Raw genomic sequence first — 13,780 nt, 5'->3', positions numbered from 1 at the left:
CCCCCTGCCAAGAGGGCGCCTCGGCCATTCGGTATGGTCAGCCTTCGCCGGTCATCGCGGCGGGGACCACCGCCTGGTCGAACTGTTCGGCGGTGACGTAGCCGAGTTCCAGCGCCGCGGCCTTGAGGGTGAGGTCGTGCTCGTAGGCGTGGTGGGCGATTTCCGAGGCCTTGTCGTAGCCGATCACCGGCGAGAGGGCGGTGACCAGCATCAGCGACTGTTCCACCGAGGCGGCGATCTTCCTCTCGTTGGCCTTCATCCCGACGACGCAGAACTCGGTGAAGGCGTTCATCGCGTCGCCGAGCATGCGCGCCGATTCGACGAGGTTGAAGCCCATCATCGGCTTGTAGACGTTCATGTCGAGCAACCCGCCCGCGCCCGCGATGCCGGTGGCGACGTCGAGGCCGATCACCTGCGCGCCGACCATGGCCATCGCCTCGCACTGCGTCGGGTTGACCTTGCCCGGCATGATCGACGAGCCGGGCTCGTTGGCCGGGAGTTCCAGCTCGAAGAACCCGGCGCGCGGGCCGCAGCCGAGCAGGCGGATGTCGTTGGCGATCTTGTAGAGGGAGACGGCGAGGGTGCGCAGCGCGCCGGAGGCCATCACCATGTCGTCGTGCGCGCCCATCACCACGAACTTGTTGGGCGCGGTGACGAAGGGCAGGCCGGTGAGCGCGGCGAGGCGCGCCGCCGCCTTTTCGGCGAAGCCCTTGGGCGCGTTGAGCCCGGTGCCGAGGGCGGTGCCGCCGAGCGCCAGGCGCATCAGGCCCTTGAGGGCGAAGTCCAGGCGCTCCACGTTGTCCGCCAGCATTCCCGCATAGCCCGAGAACTCCTGGCCGAGGGTCATCGGCACCGCATCCTGCATGTGGGTGCGGCCGATCTTGACGATGTGCGCCCAGGCCTTGGCCTTTTCGTCCAGGGCGTCGCGCAGGCGCGCAAGCGCGGGCAGGGTGCGGCCGTGGATCATCCGCGCCGCGGCGATGGTGACGGCGGTGGGGAAGGCGTCGTTGGACGACTGCGACATGTTGACGTGGTCGTTGGGGTGGATCGGCTTTTTCGAGCCCATCGCGCCGCCGGTGATCTCGATGGCGCGGTTGGAGATCACCTCGTTGACGTTCATGTTGGATTGGGTGCCGGAGCCGGTCATCCACACGTGCAGGGGGAAGTGGCCGTCGAGCTTGCCGTCGGCGACCTCCGTCCCCGCGCGGACGATGAGGTCGGCGAGTTCGGCGGGCAGCAGGCCGAGGTCGCGGTTGACCTCCGCCGCGGCGATCTTGATCAGCGCCTGGGCGTGGATGATCTCGATCGGGATGCGGTCGTTGCCGATGTGGAAGTGGTGCAGGGAGCGCTCGGTCTGCGCCCCCCAGTACTTCTCCGCCGGAACCTCGACGGCGCCCATGGCGTCGGTTTCGCGTCGCGTGCCGCTCATTGCGCAAATCCTCCCGTGTGTCGCATGCGTTTTCAAGAACGTAGGAGCGGGCGCACCGCCGGGCAATCCGCAGACGCAATGAAAAAGGCCCCGGAGGAATGTTCCGGGGCCTTTTTTCGGGCGTCTGCCGCTCAGATCGCGGTGGCGACGCGGTGTTCGAGGTAGAGCTGGTGCAGCTTCTTGCCCACCGGGCCGGGCTTGCCGTCGCCGACCGGCTGTCCGTCGATGCGCACCACCGGAATGGCGAACTGCGTCGCCGAGGTGATGAAGGCCTCCTTCGCCGCCTTCGCTTCCTCGACGGTGAAGGGGCGTTCCTCCACGCTGATGCCCGCCTCGCGCGCGAGGTCGAGGATCGAGCGGCGGGTGATGCCGTGCAGGATGCGGGTGCTCAGCTGGCGGGTGATCAGGGTGCCCTGCGCGTTGACGATGTGGGCGGAAGAGGAGGTCGATTCGGTGATGAAGCCGTCCTCGTAGAGCCAGGCGTCGTCGGCGTCGTGCTTCTGCGCCTCCATCTTCGCCATCGAGGGGGCGAGCAGTTGCACCGTCTTGATGTCGCGGCGGCCCCAGCGGATGTCCGGCACGGTGATCACCGAGATGCCGGTCGCGTAGTTGGGGTTGTCCAGCACCTTCTTCGACTGGGTGAACAGCGACAGCGTCGGCTTGGGATTTTCCGGATAGTGGAAGTCGCGGTCGGCCGCGCCGCGCGAGATCTGAAGGTAGATCAGGCCCTCGTTCAGGGCGTTGCGCTTGACGATCTCGCGGTGCACGGCGAGCAGGTCGTCGGCGTTGAGCGGGCAGACGATGCCGACCTCGCCGATGGAGCGTTGCAGGCGCGCGGCGTGCCCGGCGTAGTCCACCAGTTTGCCGCCGACCACGGCGGTGACTTCGTAGATCGCGTCTCCGAACACGTAGCCGCGGTCGAAGATCGACACCTTGGCCTCGTTTTCCGGCATCCAGTCGCCGTTGAGATAGACGATGCGGTTCATTGCAGAATCCCTGTTGCGGATGTGTCTCGAAAAATCAGAAGCAAGGGCGCGGTGCCGCGTTTTCGCGTTCTGGCCGCGCCGGGCCACAGGATGGATCGATGGCAACCGGAAAGAGCCCGGCGGCGCGCCGCATCGACCGAGCGGCCTTTTTATCCCCTTCGCGGCGAATGCGCCATTGCGGAATTGCGGAAAATGCGTCGTATCTGGCTTTTCGCGCCGCGGCATCCCATCTCGAAAGCCGGTTTTCGTTGGTCAGAGTTCCGTCATGTCCGTTCCCGACCTTCCGCCCGCCAAATTCGGCACCGTTCTCGGCCATGCGCCGGGCGGCGTGCCGGTCTATTCCTCCGACTACGACAGCGCCGACCCGGCGGAATATCCCAACCGCGCCGCCTTCCGCCACGTCGTGGACGGCATCACCATGGGCCACAAGTGGCAGTGCGTGGAGTTCGCCCGGCGCTGGCTCTATGAGACCCAGGGCCTGATCTTCCGCGACGTCGCCATGGCCTACGACATCTTCCAGTTGCGCTCCCTGCGCGAGGTGGAAAGCGGCGCGCTGCACCCGCTCAAATCCTTCCGCAACGGCGCGAAGCGCCGGCCGGAACCCGGCGCGCTGTTGATCTGGAACGAGGGCGGGGAGTTCGTCGTCACCGGCCACGTGGCGGTGGTCACCGAGGTCTTCCCCGACCGGGTGCGCGTCGCCGAGCAGAACGTGGACAACCGCCCCTGGCCGCCCGGCCGGACCTATTCCCGCGAGTTGCGGGCCAAGGTGGGGGCGGACGGCTCCTACTGGGTGGAGTGCACCTTCGGCGACGCCACGGTGCTCGGCTGGGTGATCCGGACCGACGACCCGACGCATGCGGAAACCATCGCCGACGCCGATCCGCGGCTGTTCGACCTGATCCCCCGCGCCGTCGCGCCGAAGCAGCCGGAAGGCGCGGTGTGGCTCGACCCCGCGGTGCCGGAGGAAGCGGCCTACATGGCGGGCATGGGCGGCAGCAAAATGGCCAGCCACCCGGAGAACGAGCGCCGCTATTTCCTCATCGGCGAGACCGCGGAGCGCGAACTCAAGCGCGCCACCAACGAGTTGCACGCGATGTTCCTGCACGCCACCCATGCGGTGCTGCAGGACGACGACCTGTTGCGCCGTTTCAACCTGCCGCCGGTTCTCTGGCCGCGGCTGCGCCGCTCGTGGGAGAACCGCCGCACCCGGATGATCACCGGGCGCTTCGACTTCTCGCTCTCGTCGCGGGGGCTGAAGGTCTACGAATACAACGCGGATTCCGCCTCCTGCCACATGGAGTGCGGCCGCGTGCAGTGCGCCTGGGCGCACCACTACGGCTGCACCGAGGGCCGTTGCTCCGGCGCGGAACTGCACCCGGACCTGATCGCGGCGTGGAAGACCGCGGGGATCTCCGGCACCCTGCACATCATGCGCGACCACGACGCGGAGGAAACCTACCACGCCCTGTTCATGAAGGCGGCGATCGAGGCGGCGGGGATTCCCTGCAAGATCATCACCGGCGTCTCCGGCCTGCGCCGGGGCGAGGGCGGCCGGGTGGTGGATGCGGAGGGGGAGGCGATCCGCTGGGTGTGGAAGACCTGGGCGTGGGAGACGGTGATCGACCAGATCCGCGCAGAGTGCGCCGCCGACGAAGAGGACATGCGCCTGCACCGCGCCCGCGACCCCAACCGCCCGCCGCGGCTGGCCGACGTGCTGCTCGGCCCCGACGTCATGGTGTTCGAACCGCTGTGGACCTTGATTCCCAGCAACAAGGCGATCCTGCCGATCCTCTGGGAGATGTATCCCCGGCATCCCTACCTGCTCGCCACCACCTTCGACCTGACCGCGAAGCAGGAGAAGAAGGGCTACGTGGTGAAGCCGATCGTCGGGCGCTGCGGCTCCAACATCAGCATCGTCGATGTCGCCTCCGGCCGCGTGGCGGAGACTGCGGGGCGCTTCGGCGACCGCAACCAGATCTTCCAGGAGCTCTTCCCCCTGCCGGTGATCGACGGCCTCTTCGTGCAGGTCGGCACCTTCTCGGTGGCCGGGCGCTATGCGGGGGCGAACGTGCGGGTGGATGTCTCGCCGATCATCACCACCGGCAGCGACCTGTTGCCGCTGCGCATCGTGCCGGATGCGGAAATTCTTGCTCAGCCCGGCGGATAGACTTCCGCGGTGAGCGCCAGCCAGGCGCGCGCCGCGGCGGAGAGATAGGCGTTCCGCCGCCACACCAGGGCGAGCCGCCAGTCGGTGCCGGGTTCGTCGAGCAGCGCCTGGGTGGTGGCCGGGTGGCGGTGCTCGCCCGCCATCATCCGCGGCAGGAAGGCGACCCCCAGCCCGGCGGCGACCAGTTGCACCATGAAATCCATCTGCCCGCTGCGCGCCGCCACCGCGAGGGCGCGGCCGCGGTGGCGGTAGGCGTCGGCGATGATGCGGTTGACCGCGAAGGCGGCGTCGAACAGCACCACCGGCGTGGCGCCGATCTCGTCCAGCGTCACCGACGCGTGGTTCGCCGCGGGGTGGCCGGGCGGCAGGATCGCCACCATCGGCTCGGTGCGCACCGGCTGGAAGGTGAGGCCTTCCCCGGCGGGCAGCAGCGAGACGGCAAGCTCCACCTCGCCGGAGACCACCAGTTCCTCCAGCCGCTTGCTGCCGTGCTCCTCCAGATGGATGTGGATGTCCGGATAGGTGCGGCGGAACACCGCGAACAACGGCGCGAACAGGGTGCCGCCGCCGATCGGCGAAATGCCGAGGCGCAGTTCGCCGCGCTTCAGCCCGCGCAGTTCGTCCAGCTCGCGCAACAGGTCGTCGCGCTCCGCCAGAATGGCGCGGGCGCGGCGCAGCACGATCCCGCCCGCCGCGGTGGGGGCCATGCGCACCCGGTCGTAGAGCGGCAGGCCGATCTCGTCCTCCAGCTGCTTCACCGCCTTGCTCACCGTCGATTGGGTGGAGAACAGCGTCTGCGCCGCGGCGGAAAAGCCGCCCTGGCGGACCACTTCGATAAAGGCGCGCAACGTGCGGATTTCCATGGCCGTCTCCGTAGGGGGAAGGGACGAGTTATTCTATATTGGAATTTGCAACATTCGATCAATTCATTTTACGAATTCAACGAAGCGGCCGATATTGGAGTCGTTCGCAACAAACCGGACCCGTGGCATGAACCGCCTCCACCTCTTCTCCGTCCTCCGCACCGCCGTGCAGCGCAGCCGCGCCGCGCAGGTGGCGCTGCTGGCCGGGCTGTGGCTCGCGGGCAACTTCGCCACCCGGGCGATCGGGCTGCCGTTTCCCGGCGCCATCGTCGGCCTCGGCCTGATGCTGCTGCTGCTCGGCAGCGGCTTCGTCCGCCCGGCCAGCGTGCGCCGCGGCGCACGCTTCCTGATCGGCGAGATGCTGCTGTTCTTCGTGCCCGCGGTTCTGGCGGTGATGGACCATGCGGAGTGGCTCGGCCCCCTGGGGCTCAAGCTGTTCGCCACGGTGCTGCTGGGCACGCTCCTGGTGATGCTGGGCACCGCGTTCGCGGTGGACCTCTCCTATCGGTGGTGGGTGCGCCATGCGGTTCGCTGACGCCTGGGTCTCCGATGCCTTCTGGCTCGCCGCCACCGTGGCCGCGTATGTGGCCGCCCGCGCGCTCTATCGCCGCCGTCCGGTGTGGTGGCTGTCGCCGCTCCTCGTTGCGCCGACGCTGCTGCTGGGCCTGGCGCTGGGCGCGCGGGTGGGCTACGGCGACTACTTTCACGCCACCCACTGGCTGATGCTGGCGCTCGGTCCGGCGACCGTGGCCTTCGCCCTGCCGATCTACGAGCACCGCACGGTGATCCGCCGCAACTGGCCGGTGCTGATCATCGGCGTGGCCGCGGGCAGCGCCATCGCGATGACCAGCGCCTGGGGGCTGTCCTCGCTGTTCGGCCTTTCCGAGAGCCTGCGCCTGAGCCTGCTGCCGCGTTCCATGAGCATGCCGTTCGCCCTCATCGTCGCGGGCGACATCGGCGGCGTGCCGGACCTCACGGCGGTGTTCGTGGTGGTCACCGCGGTGGTCGGCGTGGCGATGGGCGAGGTGCTGCTGAAGTGGCTGCCGCTCAAGTCGGCGCTGGCGCGCGGCTCCCTGTTCGGCATGGGGGCGCACGGCGCGGGCGTCGCCAAGGCCACGGAGATCGGCGGCGAGGAAGGTTCGATCGCCGGTCTGGTGATGATTTTGTCCGGGGTCGCCAACGTTCTGGCGGCGCCATTGGTGGTGTTTCTCCTGCGCTAGGGTTTTTTGTTCCTCCCTTGCCCTGGCGTCACCTTGCGCCGCGCCCTCTCGGGCGCGGCGCCTTTTCTTTTCTGAGAAGCGCCTCACCTTGCCGCGCGGTTTTTCCGTAGGCGCTCTGGACATCCGGGCGCAGGCCGCACAGATGACTCCGCATCAAGCCGCGTTCGCGCGTTCCGTGTTGTCCCGAAGCTGGAAGGTACTCCCATGCCCTCGCTGTTCGACCCCCTGAAGGTAGGCGCTCTGACCCTGCCCAACCGTATCGTCATGGCGCCGCTCACCCGTGCCCGCGCCGGAGACCGACGCATCCCCAACGCCCTGATGGCGGACTACTACGTGCAACGCGCCGGCGCCGGCCTGATCCTCAGCGAGGCGACCTCGATCATCCCCATGGGCGTCGGCTATGCCGCGACGCCGGGCATCTGGTCCGAGGCGCAGGTGGCGGGCTGGCGCACCGTCACCGATGCGGTGCACGCCGCGGGCGGACGGATGTTCCTGCAACTCTGGCACGTCGGCCGCGTCTCCGACCCGATCTTCCTGGGGGGAGAACTGCCGGTGGCCCCCAGCGCCCTTGCGCCCGAGGGGCATGTCAGCCTGGTGCGGCCGATGCGCCCCTACGTTACGCCGCGCGCGCTGGAGATCGCGGAGATTCCCGGCATCGTCGCCGCCTATCGCCAGGCCGCGGCCAACGCCAAGACCGCGGGCTTCGACGGCGTGGAGGTGCACGGCGCCAACGGCTATCTGCTCGACCAGTTCCTCCAGGACGGCTCCAACCGCCGCACCGACGCCTACGGCGGCCCGATCGAGAACCGCGCCCGCCTGATGCTGGAAGCGGTGGACGCGGCGATCGCCGAATGGGGCGCGGACCGCGTCGGCCTGCACATCGCGCCGCGCGGCGAATCCCACAGCATGGGGGATTCCAACCCCGCCGCCACCTTCGGCTACGTCGCGGAAGAGATGAAGAAGCGCGGCATCGCCTTCATCTTCGCGCGCGAGAGCCAGGGCCCGGGCCGCATCGGCCCGGACCTCAAGAAGACCTTCGGCGGCGTGTTCATCGCCAACGAGGGGTTGACCAAGGCGGTGGCGCAGCGCCTGCTCGACGCGGGGGAGGCGGATGCCGTCTCCTTCGGCAAGGACTACATCGCCAACCCCGACCTGGTGCAGCGCCTCGCGACGGACGCGCCGCTCAACGCCTGGAACCAGGAAACCTTCTACGGCGACGGCGCGGTGGGCTACACCGATTACCCGGCTCTGGAAACCGCCTGAGCCCTTCCAAGGTTGTGCAGGGCGTCCTCCGATGGCATGTATGGGTGTCACGGGGGACGCCATGGACCATCTGAAGCTGCTGCTGGCCGGACGCAACGTCAGCCTCAACCGGGACCTCTCCCGCGAGGAGGCGGCCCGCGCCCGCACCTGGTTTCCCCATGCGCGCTTCATCGCCGAGCACTTCGCCGAATTCGACTACCTGCGCCGCGGCATGATGCACCATGCGCCCGGCACCTCCGGGCGCGGCGTGGACGTGCGCGCCTACCTCACCGATGCCGGGCTGCTGCTGCCGCGCAAGGGCACGCCCCAGCCCGCCGGGCACGATGCGGACATGTTCCTGCGCGGCCAGTGGCTGGAGGAATACGTCTGGGCCGCCTTCCTCCACGCCGGGGCGGACGCCGCCACCTTCCACCAGGCGATCCACTGGCGGGTGGACGAGTACGAAGGCGACAACGAGATCGACGTGATCGCCCGCATCGGCGACCGTCTCGCCTTCGCCTCGTGCAAGGCGATGCGCCCGCAGCCCAACGCCGCGGGCTCGCAGAACTATCGCGGCGCGCTGGTCAACTTCCTCAACGAGATCGACAACGCCCAGGACCAGTACGGCTACCCCTGGGACAGCGCCTTCCTGTTCACCACCACCGCCTTCCGGGAGGACGAGGGCGCCGCCCGCTACGGCAGCCTGTTCGGCAAGGCGCGGGCGCTCGACGTCTACGTGCTGGGGCTGGAGGACCTTCCCTGGCGGCGGCTTCTGCCCTACATGACCAAGGTGGTGCAGGACCTGCGGACGGAGGAGATTCCGCTGCTCGAGCATCCGGTGCACGGCGCGGGAATGCGCCGCGAATCCGCATAAGGAAGCATGGCATACCAATGACCTGGGAACGCTTCTTCAGCTTGGATTGGGGCGGCCTGCCCGCCGGGGAGATCATCGCTTCGGTGGCGCTGGTGGTCGCGGTGGCGCTCGGGCGCAGCCTCTTCGAGCACACGCTGCGCCGCCGCGAGCAGTTCATCAGCGAGAAGCACTGGCGCATCCTCGCCCGGGTGAAGAACGCCGCCTTCCTCCTCATCGTCGTCGGCCTGTTCCTGATCTGGGCGCCGTCGCTGAAAACCTTCGCCCTGTCGCTCACCGCCTTCGCCGTGGCGATCATCATCGCCACCAAGGAACTGATCATGTGCCTCTCCGGCGGGGTGGTGCGCGTCGTCTCCAATTCCGCGCGGGTCGGCGACTGGGTGGAGATCGGCGGGGTGCGCGGCCAGGTGGTGAACATGGACCTCCTCACCGTCACCCTGCAGGAGATCCACTCCGACGGACGCTCCTACGAGTTCACCGGGCGGCTGGTCTCCATCCCCAACGCGGTGTTCCTCACCGCGCCGGTGCGCAACGAAACCTTCTATGGCCGCTACGTCTATCACAAGTTCACCCTGACCTTCGAGCCGGGGGCGGAGATCGACGCGATGGAAAAGCTGGTGCGCGACAGCCTGGAACGCGATATGGAGCCGCACATGGAACTGGCGCGGCGCTACAATGCGACGATCGAGCGCAAGGCGGGGCTGGACTTGCAGGACGTCGAACCCGAGATCATCTTCGAGACCACCAACGAGGCGAAAATCCGCATGAACGTCAGCGCCTTTCTGCCGACCCGCAACGCCATCCGCTTCGAGCAGAACGCGGTGCGCGCCGCGCTCGGCCATCTCTCCGCCGCGGCGGACGAGGGGAGAGCCTAGCAGAATGTTCTTCCTCCCCCTGTTCGACGACAACCCGACGCGCCGGCCCGCCTATGTCACCTGGCTGCTGATCGGCCTGTGCGTCGGCGTCTTCCTCTGGCAGTCGGGGCTCACCGACGCGCAATCGCGCCTGATCTCCGTCCAGTACGGCTCGATCCCGGCGCTGCTCCTCGGCGGCGAGAGCCTGCCCGCGGAATACCGCGCCATTCCCGCCTGGGCCTCGCCGCTCACCTCGATGTTCCTGCACGGCGGCTTCCTCCACCTCGGCGGCAACATGCTGTTCCTCTGGATCTTCGGCAACAACGTCGAAGAGGCGATGGGCCGGGTCCGCTATCTGCTGTTCTATGCGCTCTGCGGCTATGCGGCGGCGCTGTTCCAGTCCGGTCTCGACACCTCCTCCACGGTGCCGATGATCGGCGCGTCCGGGGCCATCGCCGGGGTGCTCGGGGCCTATGCGCTGATGTATCCGCGCGCCAACGTGCGCACCCTGGTGGTGGTGCTGGTGTTCTTCCGCATCGTCAGCGTGCCCGCCGCGGCGATTCTCATCGGCTGGTTCCTCATGCAGACCATCTCGGGGTTGCAGGTTCCGCCCGGCGCGCAGGGCGGCGTGGCCTATTTCGCCCATGTCGGAGGCTTCCTCGCCGGGGCGGCGCTGATCTTCGCCTTCAAGCGCGGCGAGGTGCGGCTGTTCCAGCCCGCACATAGCCAGGCCTTCGAGATCACCCCCTTCCGCATGCCGTCGCAGCGGACGCGCCGCCGCCGCGGCGTGCCGGATGTGGGCGGCTCGCCGTGGGACCGGCGGTGATGAAACAAAAACTTTCCGGGGGGATTCGGTCCTTCCGGACCTCCCATAACTTTCGATTTTTGCGCGTAGCGCCATAACGGCAACGTGGGTGCTGCCTGCCGCTGCGCGGCGAAAAGAGTCATGGGGAGCGCGAGGGGAACGTGTCCCCTCGCAACGTTTTGGTTTTTGGGGGGCTACCGGCCGAAGCGGTCCATGCCCAGGCCGTCGATGTCGATCGCCGGGGTTTCGCCGGTGACGCAGTCGGCGATGACGTCGCCGGAGCCTGCGGCCATGGTCCAGCCGAGGGTGCCGTGCCCGGTGTTGAGCCACAGTCCGGAGACCGGCGTCGCGCCGATGATCGGCGCGGAGTCCGGCGTCGAGGGGCGCAGCCCGGCCCAGAAGTTGGGTTCGGCGTAGTCCGCGGCCTCGGGGAAGAGGTCGCGCGTCTTGGCGAGGATGACGTCGGCGCGGCGCTGGTCGATCGCGTCGCTCCAGCCGTTGAGTTCCGCCGTGCCCGCGGCGCGCAGGCGCTCGCCGAGGCGGGAGAACACCATCTTGTTCTCGTCGTCGATCAGGCTCACCGTCGGCGCGCCGGAGCGGCCTTCGGTGGAGACGGTGATGGAATAGCCCTTGGCGGGGTAGATCGGCAGGCCGAATCCCACGCTCTTCGTCAGTTTGCCGCTGAAGCTGCCGAGGCAGACCACCGCGGCGTCGCAGGTGAGGCGCTCCCCGCCTTCCAGAACCACCGCCTTCAGCGTCTTGCCCGCGGCCTCCAGCCCCGCCACCGAGGTGTCGAAGCGGAAGCGCACGCCGAGCTTTTCCGCCTCCTTGGCCAGTCCCTGGGCGAACATCATGGCGTCGCCGCTTTCATCGGAGGGGCTGTAGATGCCGCCGATGATGCGCTTGCGCGCATGCTCCAGCGCCGGTTCCAGGGCGATGCACTCGTCCGGGGTCTTGACCGTGCGGTCGAGGCCGTGGGCGTTCATCGCCGCGTTGGCGCGGCAGGCGGCCTCGAACTCCCGGGGGTCGCGGTAGAAATTGAGGATGCCGCAGGTGCGTTCGTCGTAGTGCAGGCCGGTCTCGGCGCGCCAGGCCTTGATCGTGTTGCGGCTGTGCAGGGCGACGCGCAGGGCGCGCTCCATGTTGCGGCAGCTGCGGGTCATCGAGGTGTTGGCGAGGAAGAGAATCCCCCAGCGCCAGAGGTCGAGATCCGGTTTCCAGAACGGCAGGTAGAGCGGCGCATCGGGACGGCCGAACCACTTCGCCAACTGGTGCGGCGTGTTGGGAGTCGCCCAGGGGGTGACGTGGCAGGCGGAAATCTGGCCGCCGTTGGCGAAGCTGGTTTCGAGGGCGGGGGCGGGCTGACGGTCGATCACCAGAACGTCTGCGCCGCGCCGCGCCAGGGCATAGGCCGTGCCGACTCCGACGACTCCGGCCCCGAGAACGATCGCGCGCATGGAAAACATCACCCGAAAAGAGAAACGCATTACATCCTGACGGGGGCAAACCGTTTTGCCCCGCGCCGCGGTGCGCTACACTTTGAACCGAAACCTCCCTGCCATGCAATGCCGTAGAGGTCGATCGCGATGGAAACCTGGGACTCCGCTTCGCCTGCCGTGCTGCTTACCCCCGCGCAGATGGCGGAGGCCGACCGTCTCGCCGTCGCCTCGGGAGTTTCCGGCGCGACGCTGATGGCGAATGCGGGCGGTGCGGTGGCGCGCGAGATCGAAAGCCGCTGGACGCCGCGCCCGGTGACGGTGCTGTGCGGTCCGGGCAACAACGGCGGCGACGGCTTCGTCATCGCCGCGGCGTTGCGCGCCGCGCGCTGGCCGGTGACTCTGACCCTGCTCGGCGATGCGTCGCGGCTGAGCGGCGACGCGGCGCGCTTCTTCGCCGCGTGGAACGCGCCGGTGGCGGAGCCGGAGCCCGCTTGCCTGAAGGGCGCGGGGCTGGTGGTGGACGCGCTGTTCGGCGCGGGGCTGAACCGCACCATCGACGGCGTCGCGGCGGAGCTGTTGCACGCGGTGCGCGACGCCGGGGCGCCGGTGGTGGCGGTGGACATTCCGAGCGGGGTGGACGGCGCCACCGGCGAGGTGCGCGGCGTCGCGGCCCCCGCGGCGCTCACCGTCACCTTCTTCCGCATGAAGCCCGGCCATCTGCTGCTGCCCGGCCGCGGCCTGTGCGGCGACGTGGTGATCGCCGATATCGGCATCCCGGAGGAGGCGGCCCGCGCCTCCGGCGCGCGTGCCTGGGCCAACCGGCCGGGGTTGTGGCGGCTGCCGCCGCCGGGCGTGGCGGACCACAAATACAGCCGCGGCCACGTTCTCGTGGTCGGCGGCGGAATGAGCGGCGCGGCGCGCCTGGCGGCGCGCGGCGCGCGGCGCGCCGGGGCCGGGCTGGTCAGCCTGTTCTGTCCGCCGCAGGTGTTTACCGTCTGCGCCGCCGATGCGCCGGGAACGCTGGTGTTTCCGGCGAAGGACGCCGCCGACGAGACGGTGTTCCGCGAGTTGCTGGCGGATCCCCGCCGCAACGCCGTGGTCATCGGCCCCGGCCACGGCGAGCCGCCGCGCCTGCGCCGCCGGGTGCTGGACATCCTTGCCGCGCGCCGCGCCTGCGTGCTCGACGCCGACGTCTTCTCCGCCTTCGCCGAAGCCCCGGCCTCGCTGTTCCGCGCCGTCGCCGGGGCGGGGCCGGTGGTGCTGACGCCGCACGAGGGCGAGTTCGCCCGCCTCTTCCCCGACCTTTCCGGCGATCGGCTCACCCGCGCCCGCGCCGCGGCGGAGCGCGCCGGGGCGGTGGTGGCGCTGAAGGGTGCGGACACGGTGATCGCCGCCCCCGACGGCTGCGCCGCGGTCAACGCCAACGCGCCGCCGTGGCTCGCCACCGCCGGGGCGGGGGATGTGCTTGCCGGAATCATCGCGGCGTTTCTGGCGCAGGGCATGGCGGCGGCGGCGGCGGCAGCGGCGGCGGTGTGGCTGCACGGCGCGGCGGCGGGACGCTTCGGCCCCGGGTTGATCGCCGAGGACCTGCCCGAAACCCTGCCCGCGGTTCTGCGCGCGCTGGGCGGCGGGGCGGGGGCAAATTAATGATGTCGTCTTGACTGGTAGCGTGTTATAGAACCCGGCTCCGGCGATACGTCGTGTCCGCGGCACGGGACGATTGCGGGCGTGGTGGAATGGTAGACACGCCAGATTTAGGTTCTGGTGGCGCAAGCCGTGGGGGTTCAAATCCCTTCGCCCGCACCACGTCGCTTTGCATCTTCCGGCGCCCGCAGGCGAATCGCCCCGGGGTTGAGTTTCGCGCGAAGGCTTCTCCCATGCCCGGACCGTTTTTCGTCGCATGG

Annotated in this window: 12 protein-coding genes and 1 tRNA gene; 9 read left to right on the top strand and 4 right to left on the bottom strand. The window is 69.0% G+C overall.

Translation table 11 applies throughout. The features are described from left to right. Positions 1 to 37: 37 nt before the first annotated feature. Together fumC and O7R11_RS01425 are read right to left on the bottom strand one after the other, a co-directional pair. Complete coding sequence (gene fumC, locus O7R11_RS01430) at positions 38 to 1,429, bottom strand: class II fumarate hydratase (RefSeq protein WP_337995690.1); 1,392 nt, start codon at positions 1,427 to 1,429, stop codon at positions 38 to 40. A gap of 131 nt (positions 1,430 to 1,560) precedes the next feature. Beyond that, positions 1,561 to 2,415 carry a D-amino-acid transaminase gene (locus tag O7R11_RS01425; protein ID WP_337995689.1) on the bottom strand — a complete coding sequence of 285 codons (855 nt, stop codon included), beginning with the start codon at positions 2,413 to 2,415 and terminating at the stop codon, positions 1,561 to 1,563. 265 nt (positions 2,416 to 2,680) lie between these two features. Here O7R11_RS01425 and gss point away from each other — a divergent pair, with 265 nt between their 5' ends. Beyond that, positions 2,681 to 4,582: a bifunctional glutathionylspermidine amidase/synthase gene (gene gss / locus O7R11_RS01420; protein WP_337995688.1), complete on the top strand. Its 1,902-nt coding sequence runs from the start codon at positions 2,681 to 2,683 to the stop codon at positions 4,580 to 4,582. Here the strand turns inward: gss and O7R11_RS01415 are convergent. Continuing rightward, a complete protein-coding gene (locus tag O7R11_RS01415) occupies positions 4,567 to 5,445 on the bottom strand; it encodes a LysR family transcriptional regulator (RefSeq protein WP_337995687.1) in 879 nt (292 codons plus the stop codon). The genes gss and O7R11_RS01415 overlap by 16 nt on opposite strands. A 127-nt stretch (positions 5,446 to 5,572) precedes the next feature. Between O7R11_RS01415 and O7R11_RS01410 the strand changes: the two genes are divergently transcribed. The 6 genes from O7R11_RS01410 to O7R11_RS01385 all read left to right on the top strand — a co-directional run bounded on the left by O7R11_RS01410 (position 5,573) and on the right by O7R11_RS01385 (position 10,458). Next, positions 5,573 to 5,980 (top strand): CidA/LrgA family protein, encoded by a 408-nt coding sequence (locus O7R11_RS01410; RefSeq protein WP_337995686.1) that lies wholly within the window; start codon positions 5,573 to 5,575, stop codon positions 5,978 to 5,980. Next, positions 5,967 to 6,665, top strand: coding sequence for an LrgB family protein (locus O7R11_RS01405; RefSeq protein ID WP_337995685.1), 699 nt, complete (start codon positions 5,967 to 5,969; stop codon positions 6,663 to 6,665). Before O7R11_RS01410 ends, O7R11_RS01405 begins: the two co-directional genes overlap by 14 nt. 204 nt (positions 6,666 to 6,869) lie before the next feature. Further along, entirely contained in the window at positions 6,870 to 7,928 is a 1,059-nt protein-coding gene (locus tag O7R11_RS01400) for an alkene reductase (protein ID WP_337995684.1), read from the top strand. Positions 7,929 to 7,989: 61 nt separating this feature from the next. Then, a complete protein-coding gene (locus tag O7R11_RS01395) occupies positions 7,990 to 8,781 on the top strand; it encodes a Card1-like endonuclease domain-containing protein (RefSeq protein ID WP_337995683.1) in 792 nt (263 codons plus the stop codon). A 17-nt stretch (positions 8,782 to 8,798) separates the two neighbouring features. Further along, complete coding sequence (locus tag O7R11_RS01390; protein ID WP_337995682.1) at positions 8,799 to 9,653, top strand: mechanosensitive ion channel family protein; 855 nt, start codon at positions 8,799 to 8,801, stop codon at positions 9,651 to 9,653. A gap of 4 nt (positions 9,654 to 9,657) precedes the next feature. Continuing rightward, positions 9,658 to 10,458, top strand: coding sequence for a rhomboid family intramembrane serine protease (locus O7R11_RS01385; protein ID WP_337995681.1), 801 nt, complete (start codon positions 9,658 to 9,660; stop codon positions 10,456 to 10,458). Between the two features lie 173 nt (positions 10,459 to 10,631). Here O7R11_RS01385 and O7R11_RS01380 read toward each other — a convergent pair whose 3' ends face one another. Further along, positions 10,632 to 11,894: a D-amino acid dehydrogenase gene (locus O7R11_RS01380; RefSeq protein WP_337995680.1), complete on the bottom strand. Its 1,263-nt coding sequence runs from the start codon at positions 11,892 to 11,894 to the stop codon at positions 10,632 to 10,634. Positions 11,895 to 12,023: 129 nt separating this feature from the next. On the opposite strand from O7R11_RS01380, the gene O7R11_RS01375 reads away from it, so the two are divergent. Continuing rightward, a complete protein-coding gene (locus tag O7R11_RS01375) occupies positions 12,024 to 13,523 on the top strand; it encodes an NAD(P)H-hydrate dehydratase (protein WP_337995679.1) in 1,500 nt (499 codons plus the stop codon). 75 nt (positions 13,524 to 13,598) lie between these two features. Beyond that, a tRNA-Leu gene (locus tag O7R11_RS01370) sits at positions 13,599 to 13,682 on the top strand. Positions 13,683 to 13,780: the final 98 nt, after the last annotated feature.

Origin of the sequence: Oleispirillum naphthae (assembly GCA_027864655.1) — a bacterium.
Taxonomy (GTDB): domain Bacteria; phylum Pseudomonadota; class Alphaproteobacteria; order Rhodospirillales; family Rhodospirillaceae; genus Oleispirillum; species Oleispirillum naphthae.
The sequence above is the reverse complement of the archived record's forward strand: the minus strand, read 5'-3'. Positions and strand labels throughout refer to the sequence as shown.